Genomic DNA, 23,241 nt, shown 5'->3' with positions numbered 1-23,241 from the left:
TACCCGGCCGCTGTGGTTCACGACTTGTCGGCCGCGGTCATTATCTCGATCAGGGCGGCGGCCGCGGCGCGCGCGTCGGCGGCCACGCTCGGATCCTTATCCAGCTGTGCGGCAACGGTTGCACCGTCATACAGCATCACCATCTGCCGGCCCAGCGCGCGGGCGTCAGACACGTTGAGCTGCTGCGCCAGCTCTACGAACAGCGCCTGTACCCAGGCCCGGTATGTCTCGCACACCTGCTCGGCCGCGCTACCCGCTTGAGATTCAGCATTGGCATTGACAAAGGCGCAGCCGCGGAAACCCGGCTCGGCGAACAACTCGTCCAGCAGCTCGAATACCGCGAGAATCTGGTCCCTCGGACTTTCACGGCCCGCTACACGCGCCTCAATCCGATCACGCAGCGTCTCGTGGCGGCGAGTCAGATACGCGCGGACGAGTTCATCCTTGCTGCCAAAGGTGTAGTAGAGCGAGCCCTTAGCCACCCCCGCACGTTCGATGACACGATCAATGCCGACGGTGTGCACACCCTCTTCGTAGAACAACTTTTCCGCCGCGGCCAACAGCCTCTCCCGCGCCGGCCGCCGAGCAGTCGATTTCGCAACAGACACCGCCGCAGTCTACCAGACAGATCTGTCTAACTGCCGGGCTTCCCCACTGGCGCCGCATGACCCCACTCTGGCGGGGTGGCGCACCAGCGTCGGCCGGTTGACCGTTGACCACCCAGGACGCCGCCCTTCCTTGCAACCAACCCGCCTCCTGGGGCGTCCTCTTTTGAGCGAGCGCTTTGCAATTTCAGGAAGAGATTCCAGATGGTCGCGTACGTCTATCAACCATCACCTAGGAGCGCCAGCAAGATGACACGGCCCGACCATGACCTAGTCGCTGAGGACTACATCCCCAGCTCCAGCGAGCTCGCCCGAGACCAGGTCGCGCTCTACGAGTACCGCGCTAAAGCAGGACGGGAAATCCCGATCCTGCTCCTAGAACCGGTGAATACCACGCCCTGACAGTCGGCGGCATCACGCCGGAACCGTGGGCAGAACGACCCGAGAGGGCAGTGACGCGTCGTGAAACACCGTCTGCTCCGCGACTCTGAGGCGTGTCGCAGTGTCGATCGGCTCCCCGGTATTTGTGTTGCGGTCCCATCGAGGGAAGTTGCTCGAGGTGATGAGCAGCCGAATCCGGTGCCCGGCGGCGACAACGTGGCTGATGTTGCCCAGCGGGATGTGCAACTCGTATACGGTGTTTGGCTGCATCGGCCGCGGGTCATCGAAGGAGTCACGGAACCGTCCGCGCACGATCCCCTCCGCCAGATTCTGCACAAAATCATCTGGATGTACGTCGCACAGAACGGCAATAAAGTCCGTGTCCGGTCCGTCGGTAGAGACATGCAGGTATGCATCGACGGGGCCGGTGAGTTCGATCGGGGCATTCCGTATGTTAGCGGTGTAAACCAAGACATCCTGCCGGGCCTGGTTCTTATCCTGGTTGCTCACCCCGCCGCCTACGTACCGCCCACCGGCGGTCGGGACAGGATTGTCAGGGTCGTATCGGTAGCGGTCAGGATCTTCCGGTCCGGGAGTCTCAGTGGTCAGCGTCCCATCTCCGTCGGCGGTGTTGGCCGATCCTTCGCTGTGCAGGTAGAAGTCGGTGAAGTTAGTGCGTTCTAGCGGCCATTGCATCTCGTCGCGCCAACGGTTCTCGCCCATGACGAAGATACGGACTGGTGCCCGCGGAAGCTCCTGTCCGTTGTCTTTGAGGTAATGGTCGAACCATGCGAGTTGTACGGTTACCAAGGATGTCGCCGCCGCCGGCCCGAAGTCGATGTCGCCCGTGCCCCTGGAGGTTGGTTGGCTGTACGGCAGCAGATGCGCCCACGGACCCATGATCATTGCTTGGTTCTCGCGTGCACGTCTGGTCATTGCTTGCTTGCGCAGCCTGTTGAAGTACTGCGGAGTATCCCAGTTCGCGATGTCGTACCACGAGCCGACATGAAGCATGGGGACGTCGATATTGTGAAGCTGGCGGCGCAAATCGACTGCCCACCAGTAGGCCCCGTCCGCGGAGTGGTGCAGCACATCGGCAAGGAACGGTGCACTGTCCCCGAAAGTATCGATCCAATCGGTCAGCGGCAAGTGGCGGAGTGCCTCATCCTTCAGCGGCGAGAACCGCACCGATGGATCGGCTTTAAGCGCCTCGAGTCGAGCCAACTGGTCGGTGTAGCCACCTCCCTGCAAGGCTCCTAGTGTCATGTTGAGGAAGTAACTCAGAGTCCAGTTCAATTCGAGGGCGCCACGCTGGTACCAGTAGTTTTCGAACGCGGCGAGAGGGGCCGAAACAGGGATACATGTGACGAGGTGCGCTGGCCGCTGAGATGCTGCCAAGTATTGCGCTAACGCTCCGTAGGATTGCCCAAATGTGCCAACTCGGCCGTTCGAGCCAGGCAGATGCGCGGACCATTCAATTGCGTCATGCCCATCGTTCGCCTCGTACACGAATGGGTACCAGACTCCCTCCGAGCCGAATCTACCCCGGGTATTCTGCACAACGGTGAGATATCCATGCGAGGCGTAGAGGTCAGCTTCATTGAATGTGTCGGCGAGATCGTTGTTCCGACTTCCATAAGGGGTGCGTCGCAACAGCACGGGACGAGATTCGACTCCCTCGGGCCGATAGATGTCAGTCCGGAGCCTTTTGCCATCCCTGGTGGACATGATCACATCGCGGTCGTGCGATACCGCGAAAGGACCCCGCTGGTCGATCAGGCTCATGCTATTCCCCATGCCCTGGATCAAATGGTCATGACTGGAGCAACAGCCCCGGGGCAGCTCTCAAGGAACGGCTCCCGGGGCCGCTCTGGCTCCCTACCTACCTTCGAACGGCACCTGCGGACGGTCGGCAAACGAGCCACCAGCAAGGTAGACGTCGACCGCCGACTTCATTCCGATCTCGAGGTCGTAGCTAGCAATGAGGGGATCGAAGAGATCGACCATCGCATCGTCGGCCGCCTGAATTCCGTTGGTCGCCGCATACCTGAGAAGCTGCTTGTGCGCGGCGTGCACCAGTGCGGGTCCCTTCGCTACCTTCCTGGCAAACTCGGTTACCTCAGTAAGCAATTCGGCCTCGTCAACAACCCGGTTCACCACCCCGTGGTGAAGCATCACCTCGGCCGGCACCTCTTCCGAGGTCAGAAGCCACTCGTAGGCGAGCTGGCGGCCCGCCCGCTGAGCCGAACGGTACGCGCCACCGATGCCAGTGATGTACCCAATCTGCTGCTCCGTATTACTGAAACGCGCGGACTTCGTCGCGAAAATGAGGTCTGTACGAAGAGCAAGTTCATACCCGCCTCCGTTGCAGAGACCCTGCACAGCCGCGATTACCGGGATCGGAAGCCGCTCGATCCGATAAGCGACCTCGTTGTACCGGCGGAGCATTGCAAGTATTTCATGCCGCGGCATATCCGGCCAGCCTAGGATGTCGCCACCGTGACAGAAGTCCGGCCCCTCGGCGGCAAGGATCATCGCCCGTGCCTTCGCCGCGATAATTTCGTCGAGTGCGGCGTCGAACTCGTCCATCATCTGCAAGCCAAACCGATTGTCCGGCGGTTTGTTCATCGTGATCGTAGCGACGTTGTCAACAAATTCCACCTTCGACTGCTCCACAGCAGCCACCTCCTGACCCGTTAAGTCCAGCCTCTGTTGTTTACTCCGCCCGGGGGTGCCCGTCCTAATGAGCGTAACGATCTGTGTCTGTGTCATCAATGACCGACTGGCGATCGGTCCATCGCCGCTCCCGATTGTTCGCAGCTTCTAGATGACGGCCCTTGACACGGGATCCTTCGGCGATATTAATAATGAGTGATCCAAGCCGCAGATCGTCGCCAGGAAAGGTGATCTCCAAATGTGAGATCTCGGCATGGATGATGGAGAGGTCGCCACTATGGGAAGGGAAAAGTTGTGGTTGAGAAGCTGACGACGAGCCTGGGGGAGTACGAGCGTCGCGCGCGTGGCCTGTTGCCCAGCGAATTGTTCGACCGCTGGTTCGGCTCCAGGGACGACCCGCTGTGGTTGACGAACACCAACAACGTCGATGGGTACGACCGGGTGTTTCTCCGCCCTCGGGTGCTGGCCGCCGAGCCCGCTGTTGGTCTTTCCACGGCTGTGCTGGGCATCGACGTCGACTCTCCGGTTTATCTTGCCCCCGCGGGCGCGCAGGGCCGGTTTAACCCCGAAGCTGAGCTTGCCTCCGCGCGAGCAGCCAGATCGGCTGGCACAATCTTCGCCCTGAGCTCGGCATCGACCTACAGCATGGAGGAGGTCCGCGAGGTTTCCGACGGTCCACTTTTCTTTCAGCTTTACGTCTTGAAGGACCGCGGTCTCACCTCGGAACTGGTGAAGCGGGCCGAAAACGCTGGATACGCCGCGATCATTGTGACTGTCGACGAGCCGGCAACGCGGAGCGGCGAGCGTGACGGCGCGTCGAACGCGCTTCGCGAGTCCCGACAGCCGAAGGGGCTGAAGTCGCACACGCCGACTACGCCGTTCGGGAACCTGCGCGGAACCGGAATCAACAGCGAAGAGGACATGCTGGATGCGATGGAGGCTCGACTCAACTGGGCCGTCATCGACTGGATTCGTGGCATTACGGACCTGCCCCTGATCATCAAGGGAATCCAGGTACCCGAGGACGCGCGGCTAGCCGTTGATCACGGAGCGCAGGCGGTCGTGGTGTCCAACCACGGCGGACACAGCCTGAATGGCGCGTATCCGACCATCCTGTCGTTGCCGGAAATTGTCGACGCTGTAGCCGGCGAGGCCGAGGTCCACCTGGACGGGGGCATCCGTCGTGGTACGGATGTGCTCAAGGCACTCGGATTGGGCGCTCGGGCGGTCGCCATCGGGCGGGGAATGTACTGGGGTCTTGCTGTCGGCGGCGAGGGCGGAGTAAAGGAGGTCCTCGACGTCCTTCAAGAGGAGCTGTACCTCGCCTGCCTGTTCTGCAGCGTCACCGACATTCGCGCCGTCGACCGCACCCTGGTTCGTCTCCCGCGATAGCCTCGGCCGACACCCCACGCCACGATGGTGGAATCATCGGGTCACCCAGGTGTGGGGGCGCCAGGTGGGAAGCCTCACTCCGCTATGGCGGCCAGGGCGCCGAGAATCTGCGCGGTCTCGGTACGAGTTGCGTAGTTTGGGTGTACGTCGATCCAGCGGATGTCTCCGGCAGCGTCGACGATGACGACGGTCGGCATCGGCAGGCTGTCGGTTCCATCGGCGTTCCCGGCCGCGATGTCGATACCCATGTTTGCCTGGGCATCGCGCGTGTCATCGGTTGGTCTGGTCAGGATGCCGAGCTTTCCCGCGATGTGGTTTCCTGGATCGGAAAGAACCGTGAAGGTCAACTCATTGACCTCTTGCATGGTCAGCGAGCCATCTGGCGCCTGGGGGCTGATTGCGATCAGCCGCACGTCCTGATCGGCGAGCGCCGGGACCAGTTCGCTCTGGTAGGTGCGCAAGGTGATGTTGCAATAGGGGCACCAAGCGCCGCGGTAGAACACGAGGACGGCCGCCTGCCCGTCCCGTGCCTCGGTCACACTTGTGCGGCGGCCATCGACATCCAACAGATCGCCATCAGGCATGGTCAAACCAGCGGTCGCCACGTCCGCCGGCACACCCGCGGCATTGAGCGCGGCCAGCTCGGCGCCGAAGACGGAGCGCAGACCCACGGGATCCTCGGCGCTCCGTATCTTGGCGGCTGTATCGGCTCCCCGTTGGCCGAGGGTGGCCGTGACCTCGGGAGGGAGATCGACCGGGCGGGCGCGGTCGGCGCTCTCATGGGGAGCGCGCTCGATCGCGGCTACCTGCGCGGCGTGAAAAGCAGCGACCTTCTCGGCAATCGTCTTGTTTGTGGAGGTCATACCCATCTCCCGGTCCTGGCTCGGACTCGCTGTTCTGGTGGTGTCTCGACGCGCTGGTTACTGGATCCGTCGTTCCGCGCCGGCCCATGCCTTGTCGCGCAGCACAAATTTCTGGATCTTGCCGGTTGACGTTTTCGGCAGGTCCCCGAAGGTCACGGTCTTGGGCGCCTTAAACCGGGCCAGCTGCCCCCTCACGTGCTCGATGATCTCGGCCTCGGTCACCGACGCCCCGTCCCGCGCGGTCACGTAGGCGGCCGGGACCTCACCCCATCGCTCGTCCGGCACGGCGATCACCGCCGCCTCCAGCACCGCGGGGTGGTCCATGATCGCCTGTTCGACCTCGATCGACGCGATGTTCTCGCCGCCCGAGATGATCACGTCCTTGGCGCGGTCGCGGAGCTCGACGTAGCCGTCGGGGTGCACGACGCCGATGTCGCCGGTCCGAAACCAGCCGTCGGGAGCGGCGGCCGCGGTGGCCTCCGGGTCCTTCAGGTAGCCGAGCATGACGTTGTTGCCGCGCAGTGCGATCTGCCCCGTCGTGGTGCCGTCGGCGGGGACGTCGGAGCCGTCGTCGGCGATCACCCGCGGCGTGAACGCGATCATGTTCCCCACGCCCTGGCGGGCTTTCAGCCGGGCCTGCGCGTCGGTATCGAGCCCGCCCCACTCCGGGCGCCAGTCGCACAACATGGCGGGCCCGTAGGTCTCGGTGAGCCCATAGAGGTGTGTGACCTCGAAGCCCAGCTCGCTAATCCGGCGCAGGATCGCGGGCGACGGCGGGGCCCCGCCCGTCGCGATCCGCACGACCCGGTCGCCGGGTATCCCGACGCCCGCCTCCGTCGCGTACGCGATCATGGACAGTACCGTCGGAGCTCCGTTGAGGTGCGTGACGCCCTCCGTGCGGATGAGTCGCCACACCTGTGCGGGATCCATCCTCGGCATGCACACGTGCGTGGCCGCCGCGGCCGTGACCGCCCACGGAAAGCACCAGCCGTTGCAGTGGAACATCGGCAGCGTCCACAGGTGCGCCGCGCTCGGTGTCAGCCCGGTGTGTCCGACCATCGCCAGGGCTTGCAGGTACGCACCCCGGTGGTGGTACATCACGCCTTTCGAGCGGCCTGTGGTGCCCGACGTGTAGTTGATCGACAGCAGCGATCGTTCGTCCGAGGGCGTCGAGTGCGCCGGCTCGGCAGCCGCCAGGATCAACTCGTACTCTCCGCCATCGCCGATGCCGGCCCGGATGCGCCGTGGCGGGTTCACCATCCGCGCCTCGACGGTCCCCACCAACTCGTCGAACGCCGGATCGTGCACCAGCACACTGGCCTCGGAGTGCTCCAAGATATAGGCCACCTCAGCTGCCGAAAGCCGGGTGTTCACCGCGACCAGCGGGGCTCCTGCCCACGGCACCCCGTAGTGCGCTTCGAGCAGCACGTGGGTGTTCGGCGCGAGCACCGCGACCGGGCGGCCCCGCGCGAGCCGTGTCAGCGCCCCGGCCAGCCGCATGCATCGTTCGTGCAGTTCGGCGTAGGTCCACCGCCGGTCTCCATCGACAACGGCGACCCGTTCACCGTGAGCCGCCGCGGCCCGATCCAAGTACGCGGTCGGGGTCAACGGCTCGAACGAGAGACCGGCGAGGTGATCGGACAACGTTGTCTCCTGTGCTCGTCGAACGGCATGTCGCGGGTGTCAACGCCCCGACCGCCACCGCGGCCATCGGCAGTGCTCATCACGATGTTGTACGACATTGTTCTACTCGCATGGCCCTCCCAAGTCAATGTCGAGCGACATTGAAATGGTCGACCTGGCCCGCTACTGTCCGTTTCGAGGCAGGGGTTGGGAGACGATAGTGGGTATCACGAAGCAGCAGGCCGTGGCGAACCGCGAAGCGATCGTTGCCGCCGCGGACGGTCTGTTCCGCGAGCGTGGAGCCCAAGCGGTCGGGCTCAAAGAGTTGATGGGCGCGGCCGGCTTGACCCGTGGCGGCTTCTACAACCATTTCACCTCGAAGGACGCTCTCGTCGACACCGTGCTTGCCTGGGCGATGGCGACGGGGGTCGGCAACCTCGACCACGCCATCGGAGTGGTCCGGGCCCGAGGCGGCGACCCGCTCGCCGAACGCATCGACTGGTACCTCTCGCCCGGACACCGCGCCGACATCGCCCGGGGCTGCCCGTACGCGAGTTTCGCCGAGGCCGCCCGCCGACTGGACCCGGCCGCCAGCGCCCACTACGCCAAGGGGTTGGCGGAGAACCTTGACCGCCTCGCCCAGGTTGTGAACATCCCCGAGCTCAGCGAGGGCGAGCGGCGGGCGCGCGCGATCGCCCTGTTCAGCGAGATGGCAGGCGCGTTGCTGCTCGCCCGCGCCGTCGCCGACGCCGACCCGGCCCTCTCCGACGAAATCCTCGAAAGTGCCCGCGCCGACCTGTGCGACCGCATCAAGGTCGCGCGGTGACAGGCATCCTGACGGGTTGCGCGACTCCGGTTGGACCGTGCGCCGCCGCTCGATCGATATCCAGAGAACGATGGACACTCAGAGAAGAGTGAGCTCGTGGATCTACGACAGATCGACTGCTTCCTCGAGGTGGCGCGTGAGCTCCACTTTGGCCGAGCCGCCCGGAAGTTGTTCCTTGCGCAGTCGTCAGTCTCAGAGTCAATAAGGTCGTTGGAGCGTGAGGTAGGTGGCCTACTCTTCGACCGTACCAGCCGCCTAGTTTCGTTGACTCCGCTCGGAGCGAGCTTCCGTCTCGGCGCCGAGCCCGCGGCCGTCGCTTTGCGGAAGACGCTTGAGGAATGCCGGCGTCAGGCACGAGGAGAGGTTACAGCTCTCCGGGTAGGATTCGTGGGAGGCGGCCTGTACGAGTTAACGCTGCCGTTAATGGCGAAGGTGAAAGAGCTGTTACCCGGCGTGACGCTTGAATGGGTCGAACTCACCATTGTAGATCAATTTAAAGCGGTTGTTGACGGCCGGGTCGATGTCGCCTTCTGTCGCCTTCCCGTTGGGCACGATGACGTAGTCGCTGGCGCCAACTTGCTGGTAGACACGCGCAAGCTGATCGTCCCCGTTGGCCACCGGTTGCGGGATCGCGTTCTGGTCGATCCCGAGGAACTTGCCCACGAGGTACTGCCCTCCGTTCCGGAAGATCCGCAACTTATGCCGTGGACGATATTCCATTTCCCACGATTTACTCCAAGTGGTCGCTCTATTCGGAGGGGTCCTGTCGCCAGGACGGTCCGCGAGTGCCTGGCGGCAGTGGAAACAGGGGGCGCCGTGGTAATTATGAGCGCTCGAGCCGAATCTTACTATTCGAGCCCAGGAGTCCAATACTTGAACATCGACCTTCCTCCCGTGCCGACGGCCCTCGTTAGAAGAAGATCTGATACTCGACAAACTGTTCTAGACCTGGAGGAATGTTCGCGGGGAGTGGTGGCCGAACGGGCAAGAGATCGGCAAAGCCAGATATCTGTCGCTGGTCGAGTCACAGCCGCGCCGGTCAGCTGGTCGAACGGCCCGTCGGCCGGGCCACGGCCGGGTAGACCGCGCCGGTCAGCTGGTTGAACTCCTCGTCGGTGAGCTGCACCTGCGCGGCTCGCACGTTGTCTTCCAGGTGCGCGACCGAGGTAGTACCCGGGATCGGCAGTATCACCGGCGAGCGCCGCAAGAGCCAGGCAAGCGCGAGCTGCGAGGGGCTCGCGTGGCGGTCGCGCGAGAGTTGATCCAGCACGCTTCCCTCGGAGACGAGGTTGCCGGTGGCCAGCGGCCACCAGGGGATGAACGCGATGTGTTGCTCGGTCGTTTGGTCGAGCAGCGGTTCAGCGGCCCGATCGGCCAGGTTGAACAGGTTCTGCACCGAGGCGATCGTGGTGACGCGCTGGGCAGCGAGCAGCTGTTCGATGCTGACCTCGCTGAGGCCGATGTGCTGGATCTTGCCCTCATCGCGCAGCAGCGCAAGCTCGCCGACCTGGTCCTCGATCGGTATCTGCGGGTCGACGCGGTGCAGCTGCTGCAATCCGATCCGCTCGACACCGAGATTACGTAGGCTCATTTCAACCTGTTGGCGCAGGTACTCAGGTCGGCCAACCGGGCGCCAATCGCGCGGACCGGACCGGGTCAGCCCGCACTTGGTCGCTATCACCAGTCCTTCCGAGTACGGGTGAAGCGCGTCGTGAATGAGCTGTTCCACCACGGCTGGGCCGTAGGCGTCGGCCGTGTCGATGAGGTTCACCCCTAGGTCAACGGCGCGGCGAAGCACGGCTACGGCCCCGTCCCGATCCGAGGGTTGACCCCAGTAGCCGGGCCCGGTGAGCTGCATCGAGCCGTAACCGAGCCGATAGACAGCCAGATCACCGCCGAGTGCGAAGGTGCCTGATGCCTCGGCGGGGCGGTTGGTCGAGCTGGCCGTCATGCGCAACTCCTCCGTTCGATTAGACCTGTCTGTCTGGACATTTTAGACAGAGCTGTCTGAAGGTGTCGACTAGGAGTCCGCCGCGGCACGGGAGTGCGGCGCCGGCCGCCGCCAGGTGGCGCGCCCGAGAGAACAAGATCACCGAGCCGTGCGTGTTCTGCTGCTCCCGGCTGTTCTGAGAGTCGGACGTCAGCGGTCGCGGGCGGCGATACCGGGGAGCGCGGGCCGGTGCAGCCACGCGGTGAAGAACGCCGAGAGGTCGGTGGCGGCGTGCTGCCCGGCCAGCTGGACGAACTGCGCGGTGGTCACTGTCGCGTGCCGGTGCCGCGCCGCCCAGTCCTGTAGCAGCGCGAAGAACGGCTCGTCGCCCATCCGACCGCGCAACGCGTGCAGCACCAGGGCACCGCGCTTGTAGACCCGCTCGTCGAACATCCGCCCCGGCCCCGGGTCGGCAAGGACGAGGTCGGCCGGCTTCACCGCCATCCGCGCGTGCCAGTCGCGGGCATGCGCGGCGGCGGCGCGGCCGCCGGATGCCTCCGACCACAGCCACTCCGCGTACGTCGCGAAGCCTTCGTTGAGCCAGATGTGGCTCCAGTCGGCGATGGTGAGGCTGTTGCCGAACCACTGGTGCGCCAGCTCGTGCACGACGAGTCGCTCGTGGGTGCGCCGGCCGTCGATGTGGTTCGCGCCGAAGATCGACATGCCCTGGGCCTCGATCGGGTCCTCCAGCTCGTCCTCGGTGACGACGAGCTGGTAGTTGGCGAACGGGTACGGGCCGAAGAAACCCTCCAGCGTGGTCATGATCGCGGGGTGCCGGCCGAGGTCGCGCGCGGCGTTCTTGCGCAGCCGGGCCGGGAGCAGCGCGACCTGTGGCACCGGGCCGGCGGCGAGCTCGACCTGGTCGTAGCGCCCGATCTGCACGCTGACCAGGTACGACGCGGTGGGTTCCGTCCGCTCGTACACCCAGGTCCTGGTGCCGGCCGAGCGGCGCCGTGCGGTGAGTACGCCGGTGGCGGCGACCGTGTACGGCGCCGCGGTGGTCACGGTGATGCGGTAGGTCGCCTTGTCCGAGGGGTGGTCGTTGCACGGGAACCAGGACGGCGCGCCGACCGGCTGGCTGGCGACGAGCGCGCCGTCGGTCAGCTCGTCCCAGCCGACGTCGCCCCAGCGGCTGGACACCGGTGCGGGGTTGCCGACGTAGCGCACCTCGACGGTGAACGGGCCCTCGACCGCTCGGGCCGGCGTGACGTGCAGCTTGTCGCCGTTGCGCGTCGAACGGGTCTGCGTGAACCGCGCCGGCCGGCCGTCCACGAGCACCTTCGGCACGCGGAACGCGGCGAGGTCGAGGCTGAACCGGCTCAGCGGCGCGTCGGCCACGGCGGTGAGCACTGCCCGCCCGCTGAGCCGGTTGGCCGCGAGCTTGTAGTCGAGGTCCAGCTCGTAGTGCTCGACCCGGTACCCACCGTTGCCGTGTGCTGGCAGGTACGGGTCGCCCGACCGCGCCGCGCCGACCGTCGGTTTGCGGCTCAGCCCCACGTCGTGATCGGGTTGCCCAGCCAGCGGGTCGCGGCCGGGACGGTGTCGCCGCGGGTGACCAGCGATCCCGGTCCGACCGTCGTCGCCGCGCCGATGCCCGCGCCCGGGAGGATGATCCCGTTGGGCCCGAGGGTCGCGCCCTCGTCGATGTGTACCTCGTCCATGCTCATGATCCGATCATGGAACAGGTGAGTTTGCACGACGCAGCCCCGGTTGACGGTCGCGCCGTCGCCGAGCCGCACGAGATCGGACTCGGGCAGCCAGTACGTCTCGAGCCACACGCCGCGCCCGATGCTCGCGCCCATCGACCGCAGCCACCCCGTCAGCACCGGCGTGCCGCTCGCCGGCCCGACCAGCCACGGCACCGCCAGTACCTCGACGAACGTGTCGGCCAGCTCGTTGCGCCAGACGAATGAGCTCCACAGCGGGTGCTCCACCGGTCGGAACCGGCCCACGAGCAGCCACTTCATCGCTGTCGTCACGCCGGCGGCCGTGACACCCGCCGCGAGCAGCAGCGGGCCGGCGAGCAACGCGGCCACCACGAACCCGGCCGCGGCCTGGACCGCCATCAGCACCCCGACGGCGAGCACGGCGAGCGCGACGGAGCACATCACCGGCACCACCCGGCACAGCTCGATCAGCCCTCGGGCGATCTTGAGCCGGCGGGGCGGGTTGAACGTGCGGCTCGTGTCGCCCCGCTCGACCGTCCTGCGCAGCGGCATCGGCGGCAGACCGAGCCACGACGAGCCCTTCTTCGCCTTGCGCGGGGTCGCGGACAGCACGCCGACGAGCCCTCGGTTGGGCACCGAACGGCCCGGCGCGGTCATGCCGGAGTTGCCGAGAAACGCCTGCTTGCCGACACGCGACGGCGCCACGTGCAGCCAGCCGCCGGAGAGCTCGTAGGTGCCGACCATGGTGTCGTCGGCGAGGAACGCGCCGTCCGCGACCGTGGTCATCTTCGGCAGCGCGATCACCGTCGACGCCTCCACGTCGCGGCCGACCTTTGCGCCGAGCAACCGCAGCCACGCGGCCGTGAACTGGCTGGCGTACAGCGGGAACAGGCTGGTGCGAGCCATGCCCATCAGCCGCTCGGTGGTCCAGACCTGCCAGCCGGCGCGGCTGTGCACCGGGTGGAAGCCCTCGGCCATTCCGATGCCGAGCAGGCGCACCCCGGCGACGACGAGCGCCGCGTACGCCAGCAGGTACGCCACCGTCGCGGGGGCGACCATAAGCAGCGCCCGGCCCATCGCGGCCGAGGGCGACGTCGTGGCGCCGCCGATGCTCGTTCCGCTGACGCTGCTCTCGGTGACCCCGGCGGCGACGATCACCAGCGCCGGCAGCGCGGCCACCGCGGGCAGCAGCCCGAGCAGTATCGACGTGACGCCGTAGGCGAGCGTCCAGGTGCGCGAACGCGGAGGCCGAGAGGACGGCCAGCGCACGCCACTCTTGCCGGTCCGCCCCGCCGGCGAGCCGGCCCATCGCTGACCGGCGGGGACGGCGCCGCGCACCGTCGACCCCGCGGCGATCTCGGCGCCCTTGCCGATCCGCGTGCCCGGCAGCAGGGTGCTGCGCGAGCCGACGGTTGCCCCGGCACCGATCCGGATCTTGCCGATGTGCACGACATCGCCGTCGACCCAGTGGCCGGCGAGATCCACCTCCGGCTCCACCGCCGCGCCGCGCCCCAACTTGAGCAGGCCCGTCACGGGAGGGGGCGAGTGCAGGTCGACGTCCTTGCCGATCTTTGCGCCGAGCGCGCGGGCGTAGCGGGTGGTCCAGGACGCGCTGGAGATGCCGGTCGCGCCGGACAGCTCCGCGAGGCGGGTGGCCGCCCACAAGTCCCCCGTCTCGGCCCGGGCTGTGAGATCAATCCCGGAGCTGACTTCGGTGATCGGGCGATGCACCCCCAGTGCGTCCCAATCGTGGAACTGTCCCACCACCGCGGTAACGGCGACGTCGGCGAGCCGTGGCGCCGTTGCTGCGGACAATGCGGAGCGTTCGGCGTTGGCGCTGTGTAGCAAACCGCTGCGCCTTCGCTACCGATGATGGATCGCACGCCCGCGCGAGTGCAGTCACCTCGTGCAGCTCGGGAAACTTCCCGGTCCCCCGGGCTAGTTCTGACAGCCGTCTTTTCCCCGAACGACCGGCTTGAAGCCGGGCTCGGCAACGACTGCCCCGGCCCGCTGCTCACCGAGCAACCCGACCAGGGTCTGGGTGTAGCGCGCCTCACCGTATTCCGCGGTCAACAGGTCCCACTGGGTGCCGACCGAGGCCAGCGACCGGCCTGATTCCTCGCCGCCGCGGCGGGCCAGCTCGGCGGTAAAGCCGCTGGTCGCGACCTGCATGTCGGCCCTGTCCCGGTTCAGGATCTGCGACAAGACCGACTGCGCGGTCTCGTCGAGGCGCTCCACCTCGTGGTGATCAGGGTGGTGTTGGGCCACCACATACGCGGAGTTGCAATCCCTACCCCGGGTCAGCGCCACATACACGCCCGATAGGGCGCTACGCGGGTCGATCAGAGCGTGGCAGGTGTCCACACTGATGCCTTGGACCGCGTGCACCGTCGCGGCGTAGGCCAACGTCACGTGTTCGACCAGGTAGCTGGCCGGCAGGTGCGCAACCACACCGTGGGCAGCGGCCACCCGCAGCGCACCTGACAGGTCACGTCCCAGGACGGTGTAGGTCTCCCGGTTGGTGACCATCCCCGCCCCGTCGACCCGGATCGCGGAGTCGTTGCGCCGCGCCTGGATCACATCGCCGACCCCGACAAGGTTCCCGTCGCGCAACCTGCCGAGCACCTCCGGCGACACCCGCCCAAGCCGTACCAGTTCGCCGCGGATCCGCTCAGACAGCTCCGTCGCCTGCTGATTGGTCCGCGTGACCAGCACCGTCTCCTTCCCCGCGATCGTGTCCGCGAGGTACCCGCGCACGGCGGCTTCGCTGACCTCCTCCTCGGTCCCGCCCCGCAGCCGCCCATGCTCCTGATAAGCCCCCAGAACGCCGTTCTCACCGGCCCGAAGACCCATGGAGGCGTCGCGTTCCCAGGCGTTGTTGAACCGGTGGATCTCAGTGAGCTCGAACCCGCCGTTGTCGCGTACCAGCAGGTCCAAGATGCCCCCGGCACCCACCGCCGCCAGCTGCTTCGGGTCACCAGTGTTGAGCAGCTTCCCGCCGCCCTCGTTCACGATCCGCAGAATCGCCTCAACCTCGGCGGTCCCAGCCATGCCCGCCTCGTCGAGGATGAACAGATCACCGGGGCGGACCTGCTCCCGGAGCTGCCCCTGCTGCCCCGGGCCGTAGCGGGCGAGGAACACGCTGGTGTTCATCGCGGCCAACCCATACTCGCGGGAGAGCACATCGGTCGCCCTCTGCGAGGTCGCCAACCCGATCACCCGACCACCGACCCGGTGGTCCCACACCCGCGCCAGCCCGCCCACAGTTCGAGACTTGCCCGTGCCAACGTCGATGCTCGGTTCCGTGGTCGACCGGCGTGGTGATCCACCGCGGGCGCATCCTGCGGGTTGTGTCGAAGTCGTATTTGCCGACGTATCGGGAGTTCTACGAACTCCGCTAGGTCGCTCTCGGCGCCGCCGCCCGTGACAGCACGATCCCGGTCGGTACAGGAGCGCTTGTTCGGGCCGGACCTGCTATTCGCCGCCATGCCCGCGTGCGTCGACCACACCGGACCTGGATGCTGTGCAGGCCGTCGCCAGTCTGGTCCAGCGAAGGGCCACTGATTTCTGAGACAGTCGCCAGGTGAGGCATCGCCCCTCACCTCATCCGTCACACCAGGCGCATGTTGTATCGGTGGTCACGCGAAGCGATCTGGTTAGCACGGTGTTTACGTGACGGGGGTGGCTTCCGAGAGTTCCTGAGGTGACGATGCCTACCGTCTGGCTGGTCCCAGAACTCTTGACCGGTCTGGTGGAACTGCCGCAACGACGCGTCATCTAGGGGTCGTGGATGGTACCGATGTGACAGATGGTCCGACTGTTGACTGGTCACCGCCGTGGCGCCCAGACCGGGGCTTATGACTTGCCACTTGTCGCTGGGGGTAGAGAAGTGCTTGCCGGCGGGGCCGCCGTCTGCCGATGGCGGCCCCAGCACCACCCCTCACGGTGGTATCCCCCGACAATCCGCCGCCATGGCAGCCCCGCCGCCCCAACCGACTGACTTGTCACTGCTCGTCGAGCGGATCGCGGGTCGGCGGTCGGCTAATCCCGTGGGCAGAGGATTGCCAATGAGTGATCGTGGTGTCATCGGTGGTGTGATCGGTCGTGGCGTCGGTCTCTGGATCGCACGGACGGTGTGGACGGCGCCACCAGCCGAACGCGGAAGACCGCGACCGCCGTTGCCAGCCGGACTTGGCTGGCTCTGCCTTGGGCTGCGCGTGGTGCGAGCTCGCGGATTCGCAGGGACCTCTCGCAACTGGGGGCGCGGCCGGCGGGAGGTCGAGTGTGGAGTTGCTGCTGCTCACCGCTGATCTGAGCCCTGAGGGGGTTCTACCGGCGCTTTCGCTGCTACCGCATCGGTTGCGTAGCGCCGCCCCGGAAGTCGCGGCGCTGCTCGATGCCGGGCCGCACGACGCGGTGCTGGTCGACGCACGTTCGGATCTGGTTGCCGCACGTGGGCTGTGCCGGCTACTGGCAACCACCGGAATTCAGGTGCCAGTGGTGGCCGTGCTGACCGAGGGCGGCCTGGTCGCGGTGTCCTCGGAATGGGTCATCGATGACATCCTGGTCTCCGGCGCCGGCCCGGCGGAGATCGACGCCCGGCTGCGGCTGGTGCATGCCCGGGGCGGCACAGACGCCCAGACCAGTAGCGGCGCGCTGGTGCGCGGCGAGCTGGTCATCGACGAGGCCACCTACATCGCACGCCTGAAAGGCCGGTCACTTGAGCTCACTTACAAGGAATTCGAGCTGCTCAAGTACCTCGCCCAGCACACCGGCCGAGTGTTCACCCGGGCCCAGCTGCTGCAAGAAGTCTGGGGCTACGACTTCTTCGGCGGCACCCGCACCGTCGACGTACATGTGCGCCGGCTGCGCGCCAAGCTAGGCCCCGAACACGAGCAACTGATCGGCACCGTGCGCAACGTCGGCTACAAGTACGTGCGGCCCGCGAGCGCCGTCCAGAACCTTGACACGAACAACCTGCACCACGACGCGGGACCCGAAGACCGCGAAGGCGCTCGGCGTGAGGTTCGGGGCTTCGATGAGTAGATGATCGGCCGGTCCGCCGGATGGTGGATTCAGGATGTTGACCAGGTTGCGGGCGGTCGGGAAGGCGTCCGGGCTAGCCAGACTGAACCCGATGACCAGGAGCACCAGGACCACGATGGTGCCGTAATGCCGGGAACAGCGAGCGCCCGGCGTCGCCGGGTTCGCCGAGGGCGGTCTGTACCGTGGGACCCGCGCTCTGAAACGTGGGTTGGATGTCTTTCTCCCGGCCATCGGTCGTGGTGTGGATGCTCTGGATGAGGTCGTCCAGCTTCTGCCGGCGGGGGATTGAAGTGGGATGTGCGGCGGCGGCCGTGGTGGGTCAGAAGCCGTTCGTGGTGTCAGAGCCGAAAATTCCCCCGAAGCCGCAGCGCACCATTAGCTCCGCTCACATTCGCGACGTCGTCAGACCCGGGGGAAGGTGTCGACATGGTGCCGCCCAGGGCCTACTGGGGCAGCAGCCACTGGCGCGAAGCTTCTTGTCGCGAGGTGCGCGTGCGGGCGCCCGTCTATCGTTCGCGACCTACGCAGCCTGATCAGGCATATGTGTTGGCAGGTAGCGTGGGTTCGATCGATCGTTCTCGCCCGCGAGGACTCTGAGTGCCTCGGACGCGAGCTTCGATGCCACGCAGCTCGATGTGCCGCACCGTCGACAGCGCCCGCCCGCCGTCAGGGGGTGAGAGTGGGCGAGCGAGCTGGCTCGATTGTCGATCAGTAAGAACTGCAAGGCCGCATCCCATGCTTCCATGTGGGCTCCGGGGTTGGTATGGACGGTGTAGGGCGGTTGCCACGCTGTCCAGGTTGTTGGTCTTCGGGTCACCGCTCCGTTCATGTATCGGGTTCGGTGACGCGTCGTAGCCTGACACCCGGGCAGGGATCGTACGAGGTCAGAGCACGCTGACTTGATGATGAACCGGCCGGAAAGCGAAACACGGTGAGTGTCGTGGGTGGCCCGGTTGGGTTGATCGACCAGGCTGGCGTCGGCAGCTCGGGGTGACTCCGGCGAGCCCGGCGCGCGCGCATCACGGCTGACCTTGGTGGGCTGGTCAGCAGCTCGGAGCTCATCCTGAACGAAGTTGTCAACGGTCATTGGGAACTCCGGGTGGGCGGACATTTGATCTCCGGGCTGGCGGACAGCGGATCTCCGGGTAGGCGGACGTGAGTTTTCCGGGTGTGGGTTAGTTCAAGGGGATCACTCCCTTGCCTGCGAGGGCTTCGGCGAGACGGTGCGAGTCGCCGGTGGTTGCGATCAGATGTGCATGGTGGAGCAGGCGGTCGACGGTGGCGGTGGCCAGGGTTTTCGGCATGATCGAGTCGAATCCGCTGGGGTGGATATTGCTGGTCACCGCGATCGAGCGCCGCTCGTAGGCGGCATCGATGATCCGGTAGAACGCCTCGGCGGCGTCTTGGCCGGCGGGCAACATCCCGATGTCGTCGACCACGATCAAATCGCAGCCGCAGATCCGTGACACCGTCCGTGCGACCGTGCCGTCGACCTTGGCCTTGCCGACCGCCGCGGTCAGAGATTCCAAGGTGAACCAGGCGACCCGCAGGTCGGCCTCGATCGCGGCGTGCGCCAACGCCTCAACGAAGTGCGACTTCCCGGTGCCCGATGGGCCGGCGACCGCAAGATTCTCCTGCCGACCGATCCACTCGAGGGTGACCAGCGCGTTCTGGGTGGGCTCGGGGATCGAGGACTCCTCGGGCCGCCAGGAGGAGAACGTCTTCCCGGTAGGGAAGTTCGCGTTCTTGCGCCGTAACCGACGCGTCGCCGAGTCGCGGCCGGTGACTTCCTCGATCAGCAGGACACGCAGCACCTCAGCGGGGTCCCAACGTTGCGCCCGTGCGGTTGCCAGGATGTCGGGCGCGGCTTTGCGCAGGTAAGGCAGCCGCATCCGACGCGTGATCTTGTCCAACTCATCGGGCAGCGCCGGCGCTTGCGGGTGGCTCACGACCATGAGTCCACCGCCTCGATGCGCTGCTGCAGCCGGGCGGCGAGGGTGCCCACCCAGGCCGCGACCTCGAACGCGTCACTCTGCCCACCCGAGCAGGCCCGAGCGCACGCCTCGGTCGGCCCAGGGTCGCCGCCGGCCAGCCACTGCTCGAGCAGATCCAGAACGGTGGTGGTCTGCTCGAGGGTGGTGCGGTCGATCAGTACCCAGGGCGAGGGCGGCAGGCCCGGCAACGACGCGGGCTGGGTCGGGTCGGGGGTGTTCATGCGCCGAACCTGTCCCACGACCCGGTGCCGGGCTGCGCGGAGTGCGCCTCGTCGACGTGCACGACGTCATCGGGTGGCCCGGCGGCGCCGAGGTGATCCAGGATCGAGACCAGGTCGTCCTCGGCGAACCGGCCCGCGATCGCGGCCAGCCCGAGGGCCTCATCGACCCGGTCGCCACCCAGGACCGCGCCCAGCGCGACCGCCCGGGCCATCTTGGCCCGGATCCGCGCCACCCCGGTCGCGGCGGCCTCGATCAGCCACCGGCGTGCCCCCTCGCCCAGGTCCAAGAACGCGACCTCTTCCGGGGTGCGGGCACGCACCTTGGGAACCCGCGGCAGATTCCCGCCTGGGTGGTGCGGGTAGTGCGCATCGACGATGCGCGGATGCCCCGGGGTGGATAGCTCGTGACGGGCGATCTCGCTGATCCCCACCGCGGTGGACCCGGTGATGGCCAATTCCTCGCCCACCACCCGGCACCACACCTTCTGGCCCTGGTGCCCGTCCGGGGTGGAATAACGCACTGAGCCCCACCGGATCGTCTGATCATCATCAACCAGCCGTTCCTCGCCCAGCGCGATCGCATGCGGCGCGCCCGGCAGAACATGCAGGTGCTGGCGCTCGATGCGCAACCGCTCAACAGGAGCGGCCCCGGTCTCCCGGTGCGGGCGGGCGTTGACCCGCTCGCACCACTCGAAGCACGCGTCGGCGAGCTCGGCGAACGAGGCGTAGGCGGGCAGCAGGTTCGCCGTGGTCGGGACCAGATCCGCTTTGGCGATCTTCACCGTGTGCTCAGCGCCGCCTTTCGACTCCGGATCGAAGGGCTCACACGTTTCCACCTTGCAGCCGTAATGGCGGCCCGCGGCGACGATGTCAGGATGGCGCACCGGCACGCCGGCGACCCGGTCGATCGTCACCGTCTTCGGGTTATCAGTCAGTAAATAGGTGGGCGCCCCACCGATCCGCCGCAGCGTGGCATCCACACACCCCACCAGGGTGCCCAGCGTCTGGTCCCAGGCCGGGAGCACCACCCGAAACCGTGACCAGGACAGCCACGCGCAGAACAGCTGCGTGCGCCTGCCACCGACACGGGGACCTTCGCCCCAGTCGTGCTGCAACCACATCCCCGGCTCAGCCACCCATGGCCGGTACTTCCGTCGGTGCCCCGCATTCCAATCAGCCTTGACCTCGGCCACCGCGCGCCGCGTGCTGCGATCGGTGCCGGTAAACCCCATCGCGACCAGCCGCGCGTGCACCACATCGGCACGAACTCGCCCCTTCGATGCCTCGACTAACTCCTCGATCTTGTCCAAGAACGGGTCAATCGCTCGCGGCCGTCGCGCCGGGGTAAACGGGTCGCGCCCGGAGTCGCGGATCGCGACAAAACGGGCCACGGTCTTCTCATCCACCCCGGCCAACGCCGCGGCTGAATGTGGACAACGCGTCAAATCGAACGCTTGCAAGATCTCCATGACTTCCCTGCCAGACTTGGTCAAGGGGTCCCTCCAGATCGGGGCTGGCTGTGATCGACAACCAGAGCCAACCCGGCAGGAGGGACCCCGCCTCGCATGCTGTTCAGGCGTGTCCCGGAGAAGTCATGTCCGCGGACCCGGAGATCTCACGTCCGCCCATCCGGAGCCAGCTGTCCGCCCATCCGGATCTTCGCGTGTCCGTCGGCAGAAGTTGAGAGTCTCTATCAACAATATGATGGATTGTCCCAACCATGTCGGCGGTAGCCTGCGCGAGTGGGTTCAAGCGGCTGGGAACGCAACAAGGCCCGCACCCGTGTCGCCATGGCCACGGCCGCGGTGCGGCTGTTCCGTGAGCAGGGCTGCGACGCCACCACCGTGGAAGACATCGCCCGCGCGGCCAGCTCGTCGAGCAGCACCTTCTTTCGCTACTTCGGCGCGAATTAGGTACGGTTCGCTCTCCTACCTGCGGCGCAGACAATGAGCGCAGGTCAGGGCGTTGGCTTCTGTTGGTCTGGGTATGCCTTGCCATCGCTCGATTTCAAGATCGTCTCCCGGTATTCTCCCAGTATCTGGCGCCGGCGGCGTCCTCGCGCGCGCTCACGACGCTGCTCGCGCTGCTTCGGCGCCGTGACGGCCCGGTACGTGCTCTTGCTTGTGCTCCACCCGCTGACCCACTGTCGCCGCTGTGACAGCCGGATGAGCCGCTGAGCTTCGACGTGGTGCCGTCGCGGAGCCGTCGCCTAACTCTCTGCGGCTCAGGCGTCGGTGCTCGCAGGCCTGGTCCGGTTGGCCACAGCTGGTGCGGGGGTGAGCGGACCGACGAGTCGCCTGAAAGGCGCACAAAACCCCAGGTCACGTACCGGCTGGAGGGTCTCGGCGCACTACGGGCCTCGTCGTTGTCTCGCGGCCTGGGAACGGCCCGATCTTGGTTGAGCACCATCGAGGGCCGGAGCATCCGGTACCGCGACCTGCCTCAGTCCTCGCGCCGCATCCGGAACATCAGGGCGGTGGTGATCGCGAGCACGACCGTGCCAATCGATTCCACGACAAGCGTCGGCACGACCAGCGGGGTGCTCAGCCGCTCGGTGATCCCGAAGGGTCCGGCGGTTAGCGCGAGCACCAGCGCGAGCAACGTGCCTGCCATAAATAACAGGCTCAACGAGCTTGCCAGGCGTAGTAGGCGTCGCCGGGCAGCGAGCATCGCGATCGCCAGGACGAGCCCGCCGATCGCGTTCAGTCCAAATAGAACCCCGAGCAGGCCGCTTGCCCATTGGAAGATGAGGGCGAGATGGATGCCGCCCATCGCCAGGAGCAAGAGGGCGCTGAGCACTTGCCAGACAATCGGGGTGCGCTGCCCGCCATGGCCAGCGGCGCCCGCCGTGGCCGGATCACGCGAGCCGGGCCCCTCAGCCTTCGTTGTCATGTCACTACTTGCCTCCCGATGCACAACTCATTGGCCGTCCCGAGGCTGACGCCTTCCACACGCGTGTAGAGGCCGAACGGTTCACCGCATGTCGTCCGGGGTCAAATCCAATCGCATAGCATAGCCAGGCCAACAGCGTGGCCGGCGTGACCAGCCGGCGACTGCGGATCCTGCGGGGCAGACCCGGGCCAGCGCGGACAGGATCGCTGGGTCAGACCACGAGAGCCGGAGCCGGTCGACCTGCCGGCGCAGCACCACGACCTGGTCTCGGTGGCCGAGGCCTACGGCTATGCGGCCTCCTTCGCGGCGACGTTCCGATCCGCATGCGATCAATCACGAATTGATGGGCTATGTGGGGGATGTCGGGCTGGATGAGGTGGAGAACACCGACCCGTCGGGTGCACACTCACGTGGCGGCCGTGATCGGACGCGTCCGCGAGCCTCCGGGGTCGGTCATGGGCGATCAGGACCACTGGTATTCGGGTAGCATCCCGCCCTTTGCTGGTTGCGCGGAGATCACTGCTCGGGGCGCAGCTGCCGTCGTGGCGGGCGCCGGGGTCATATTTCTGGCAGCGGCGACGAGCTACTTCTTCCTGTTCCCGGAGCCAGGCTCCACGGCCCGGGTGGTGGCGGTGAGTTGCGTGATCCTCGGGTTATTCTGCGTCGTGGCGGGGTTACTCGACGTCTACTCCGGGCGGGGCGAGCGTTTCTTCAGCGATTGAGTGCCGTTCACGATGCGATCTCGCGCCCGCCGCACTCGGCGATCAGAGTTGCCGTTCTTGTGGGTAGCGCAACGCCGACCCCATTGTCGACGGCAACTCAATACTGGCTCTGGCACACATTCCGTGATGGTCGGGTTTGTCAGTGTGCGAGTAGGACGCGGCGGCGGAGCAGGTCGAAGTTGGCTCGTCCGTACATTTGTCTCTTGATCGCTTTGATTCTGGTGACGTTTCCTTCGACTGCGCCGCTGCTCCAGCGCAGGGTGAGTCCGGCGCGGACGGCGTCGTAGTCGGCGAGGACCGGTGGCGAATCGGCGCAGCGGTGGAATGCCGCTGGCTTGGGCTG

The 23,241-nt window shown here is 66.4% G+C and carries 18 protein-coding genes and 2 pseudogenes; 6 read left to right on the top strand and 14 right to left on the bottom strand.

Annotation, left to right across the window (positions count from 1 at the left end; genetic code table 11):
- Nucleotides 1-17: 17 nt before the first annotated feature.
- The 3 genes from ACTXG6_RS34920 to ACTXG6_RS34910 all read right to left on the bottom strand — a co-directional run bounded on the left by ACTXG6_RS34920 (nucleotide 18) and on the right by ACTXG6_RS34910 (nucleotide 3,662).
- Nucleotides 18-560 (bottom strand): TetR/AcrR family transcriptional regulator, encoded by a 543-nt coding sequence (locus ACTXG6_RS34920; RefSeq protein WP_445183604.1) that lies wholly within the window; start codon nucleotides 558-560, stop codon nucleotides 18-20.
- A gap of 459 nt (nucleotides 561-1,019) precedes the next feature.
- Nucleotides 1,020-2,771, bottom strand: coding sequence for a CocE/NonD family hydrolase (locus ACTXG6_RS34915; RefSeq protein WP_445183603.1), 1,752 nt, complete (start codon nucleotides 2,769-2,771; stop codon nucleotides 1,020-1,022).
- A 93-nt stretch (nucleotides 2,772-2,864) separates the two neighbouring features.
- Nucleotides 2,865-3,662 (bottom strand): enoyl-CoA hydratase/isomerase family protein, encoded by a 798-nt coding sequence (locus tag ACTXG6_RS34910; RefSeq protein ID WP_445183602.1) that lies wholly within the window; start codon nucleotides 3,660-3,662, stop codon nucleotides 2,865-2,867.
- A 294-nt stretch (nucleotides 3,663-3,956) separates the two neighbouring features.
- Between ACTXG6_RS34910 and ACTXG6_RS34905 the strand changes: the two genes are divergently transcribed.
- Complete coding sequence (locus ACTXG6_RS34905; protein WP_445183601.1) at nucleotides 3,957-5,054, top strand: alpha-hydroxy acid oxidase; 1,098 nt, start codon at nucleotides 3,957-3,959, stop codon at nucleotides 5,052-5,054.
- A gap of 74 nt (nucleotides 5,055-5,128) precedes the next feature.
- On the opposite strand, the gene ACTXG6_RS34900 is transcribed toward ACTXG6_RS34905, so the two are convergent.
- A complete protein-coding gene (locus ACTXG6_RS34900; RefSeq protein WP_445183600.1) occupies nucleotides 5,129-5,917 on the bottom strand; it encodes a peroxiredoxin-like family protein in 789 nt (262 codons plus the stop codon).
- Nucleotides 5,918-5,974: 57 nt separating this feature from the next.
- Entirely contained in the window at nucleotides 5,975-7,561 is a 1,587-nt protein-coding gene (locus ACTXG6_RS34895) for an AMP-binding protein (protein ID WP_445183599.1), read from the bottom strand.
- A 145-nt stretch (nucleotides 7,562-7,706) separates the two neighbouring features.
- Here ACTXG6_RS34895 and ACTXG6_RS34890 point away from each other — a divergent pair, with 145 nt between their 5' ends.
- Nucleotides 7,707-8,366, top strand: coding sequence for a TetR/AcrR family transcriptional regulator (locus ACTXG6_RS34890; protein ID WP_445183598.1), 660 nt, complete (start codon nucleotides 7,707-7,709; stop codon nucleotides 8,364-8,366).
- Between the two features lie 96 nt (nucleotides 8,367-8,462).
- Nucleotides 8,463-9,470, top strand: a complete 1,008-nt coding sequence (locus ACTXG6_RS34885; protein WP_445183597.1) for a LysR family transcriptional regulator — start codon at nucleotides 8,463-8,465, stop codon at nucleotides 9,468-9,470.
- Here ACTXG6_RS34885 and ACTXG6_RS34880 read toward each other — a convergent pair.
- The 4 genes and pseudogenes from ACTXG6_RS34880 to ACTXG6_RS34865 all read right to left on the bottom strand — a co-directional run bounded on the left by ACTXG6_RS34880 (nucleotide 9,406) and on the right by ACTXG6_RS34865 (nucleotide 15,317).
- Nucleotides 9,406-10,317, bottom strand: a complete 912-nt coding sequence (locus tag ACTXG6_RS34880; RefSeq protein WP_445190178.1) for an aldo/keto reductase — start codon at nucleotides 10,315-10,317, stop codon at nucleotides 9,406-9,408. The genes ACTXG6_RS34885 and ACTXG6_RS34880 overlap by 65 nt on opposite strands.
- A gap of 189 nt (nucleotides 10,318-10,506) precedes the next feature.
- Nucleotides 10,507-11,853, bottom strand: a complete 1,347-nt coding sequence (locus tag ACTXG6_RS34875) for a M1 family metallopeptidase (RefSeq protein ID WP_445183596.1) — start codon at nucleotides 11,851-11,853, stop codon at nucleotides 10,507-10,509.
- A pseudogene (locus ACTXG6_RS34870) lies at nucleotides 11,844-13,688 on the bottom strand (Pls/PosA family non-ribosomal peptide synthetase); the annotation flags it as partial. The pseudogene ACTXG6_RS34870 and the gene ACTXG6_RS34875, both read right to left, overlap by 10 nt.
- 273 nt (nucleotides 13,689-13,961) lie before the next feature.
- Nucleotides 13,962-15,317 carry an ATP-dependent DNA helicase gene (locus ACTXG6_RS34865; RefSeq protein ID WP_445190177.1) on the bottom strand — a complete coding sequence of 452 codons (1,356 nt, stop codon included), beginning with the start codon at nucleotides 15,315-15,317 and terminating at the stop codon, nucleotides 13,962-13,964.
- A gap of 990 nt (nucleotides 15,318-16,307) precedes the next feature.
- On the opposite strand from ACTXG6_RS34865, the gene ACTXG6_RS34860 reads away from it, so the two are divergent.
- Complete coding sequence (locus ACTXG6_RS34860) at nucleotides 16,308-17,069, top strand: winged helix-turn-helix transcriptional regulator (protein ID WP_445183595.1); 762 nt, start codon at nucleotides 16,308-16,310, stop codon at nucleotides 17,067-17,069.
- Nucleotides 17,070-18,244: 1,175 nt separating this feature from the next.
- Here ACTXG6_RS34860 and istB read toward each other — a convergent pair.
- The 3 genes from istB to istA are packed head-to-tail and all read right to left on the bottom strand — an operon-like array spanning nucleotide 18,245 to nucleotide 20,753.
- Entirely contained in the window at nucleotides 18,245-19,018 is a 774-nt protein-coding gene (gene istB, locus ACTXG6_RS34855; protein ID WP_445183359.1) for an IS21-like element helper ATPase IstB, read from the bottom strand.
- Nucleotides 19,015-19,284: a hypothetical protein gene (locus tag ACTXG6_RS34850; RefSeq protein ID WP_331511675.1), complete on the bottom strand. Its 270-nt coding sequence runs from the start codon at nucleotides 19,282-19,284 to the stop codon at nucleotides 19,015-19,017. The genes istB and ACTXG6_RS34850 overlap by 4 nt, the downstream gene beginning before the upstream one ends.
- Nucleotides 19,281-20,753, bottom strand: a complete 1,473-nt coding sequence (gene istA / locus ACTXG6_RS34845; protein ID WP_445183358.1) for an IS21 family transposase — start codon at nucleotides 20,751-20,753, stop codon at nucleotides 19,281-19,283. The genes ACTXG6_RS34850 and istA overlap by 4 nt, the downstream gene beginning before the upstream one ends.
- 273 nt (nucleotides 20,754-21,026) lie before the next feature.
- On the opposite strand from istA, the gene ACTXG6_RS34840 reads away from it, so the two are divergent.
- A complete protein-coding gene (locus ACTXG6_RS34840; protein WP_445183594.1) occupies nucleotides 21,027-21,197 on the top strand; it encodes a TetR family transcriptional regulator in 171 nt (56 codons plus the stop codon).
- Between the two features lie 529 nt (nucleotides 21,198-21,726).
- Here the strand turns inward: ACTXG6_RS34840 and ACTXG6_RS34835 are convergent.
- Entirely contained in the window at nucleotides 21,727-22,176 is a 450-nt protein-coding gene (locus ACTXG6_RS34835; RefSeq protein WP_445183593.1) for a hypothetical protein, read from the bottom strand.
- A 455-nt stretch (nucleotides 22,177-22,631) separates the two neighbouring features.
- Here ACTXG6_RS34835 and ACTXG6_RS34830 point away from each other — a divergent pair, with 455 nt between their 5' ends.
- On the top strand, nucleotides 22,632-22,898 hold the full coding sequence (locus ACTXG6_RS34830) for a hypothetical protein (protein WP_445183592.1): 267 nt from the start codon (nucleotides 22,632-22,634) through the stop codon (nucleotides 22,896-22,898).
- Nucleotides 22,899-23,037: 139 nt separating this feature from the next.
- Here the strand turns inward: ACTXG6_RS34830 and ACTXG6_RS34825 are convergent.
- A pseudogene (locus tag ACTXG6_RS34825) lies at nucleotides 23,038-23,187 on the bottom strand (transposase); the annotation flags it as partial.
- Between the last annotated feature and the right edge of the window lie 54 nt (nucleotides 23,188-23,241).

The sequence above is a fragment of the Pseudonocardia sp. Cha107L01 genome, from assembly GCF_052566575.1.
This window is presented reverse-complemented; position numbering and strand designations above follow the sequence as displayed.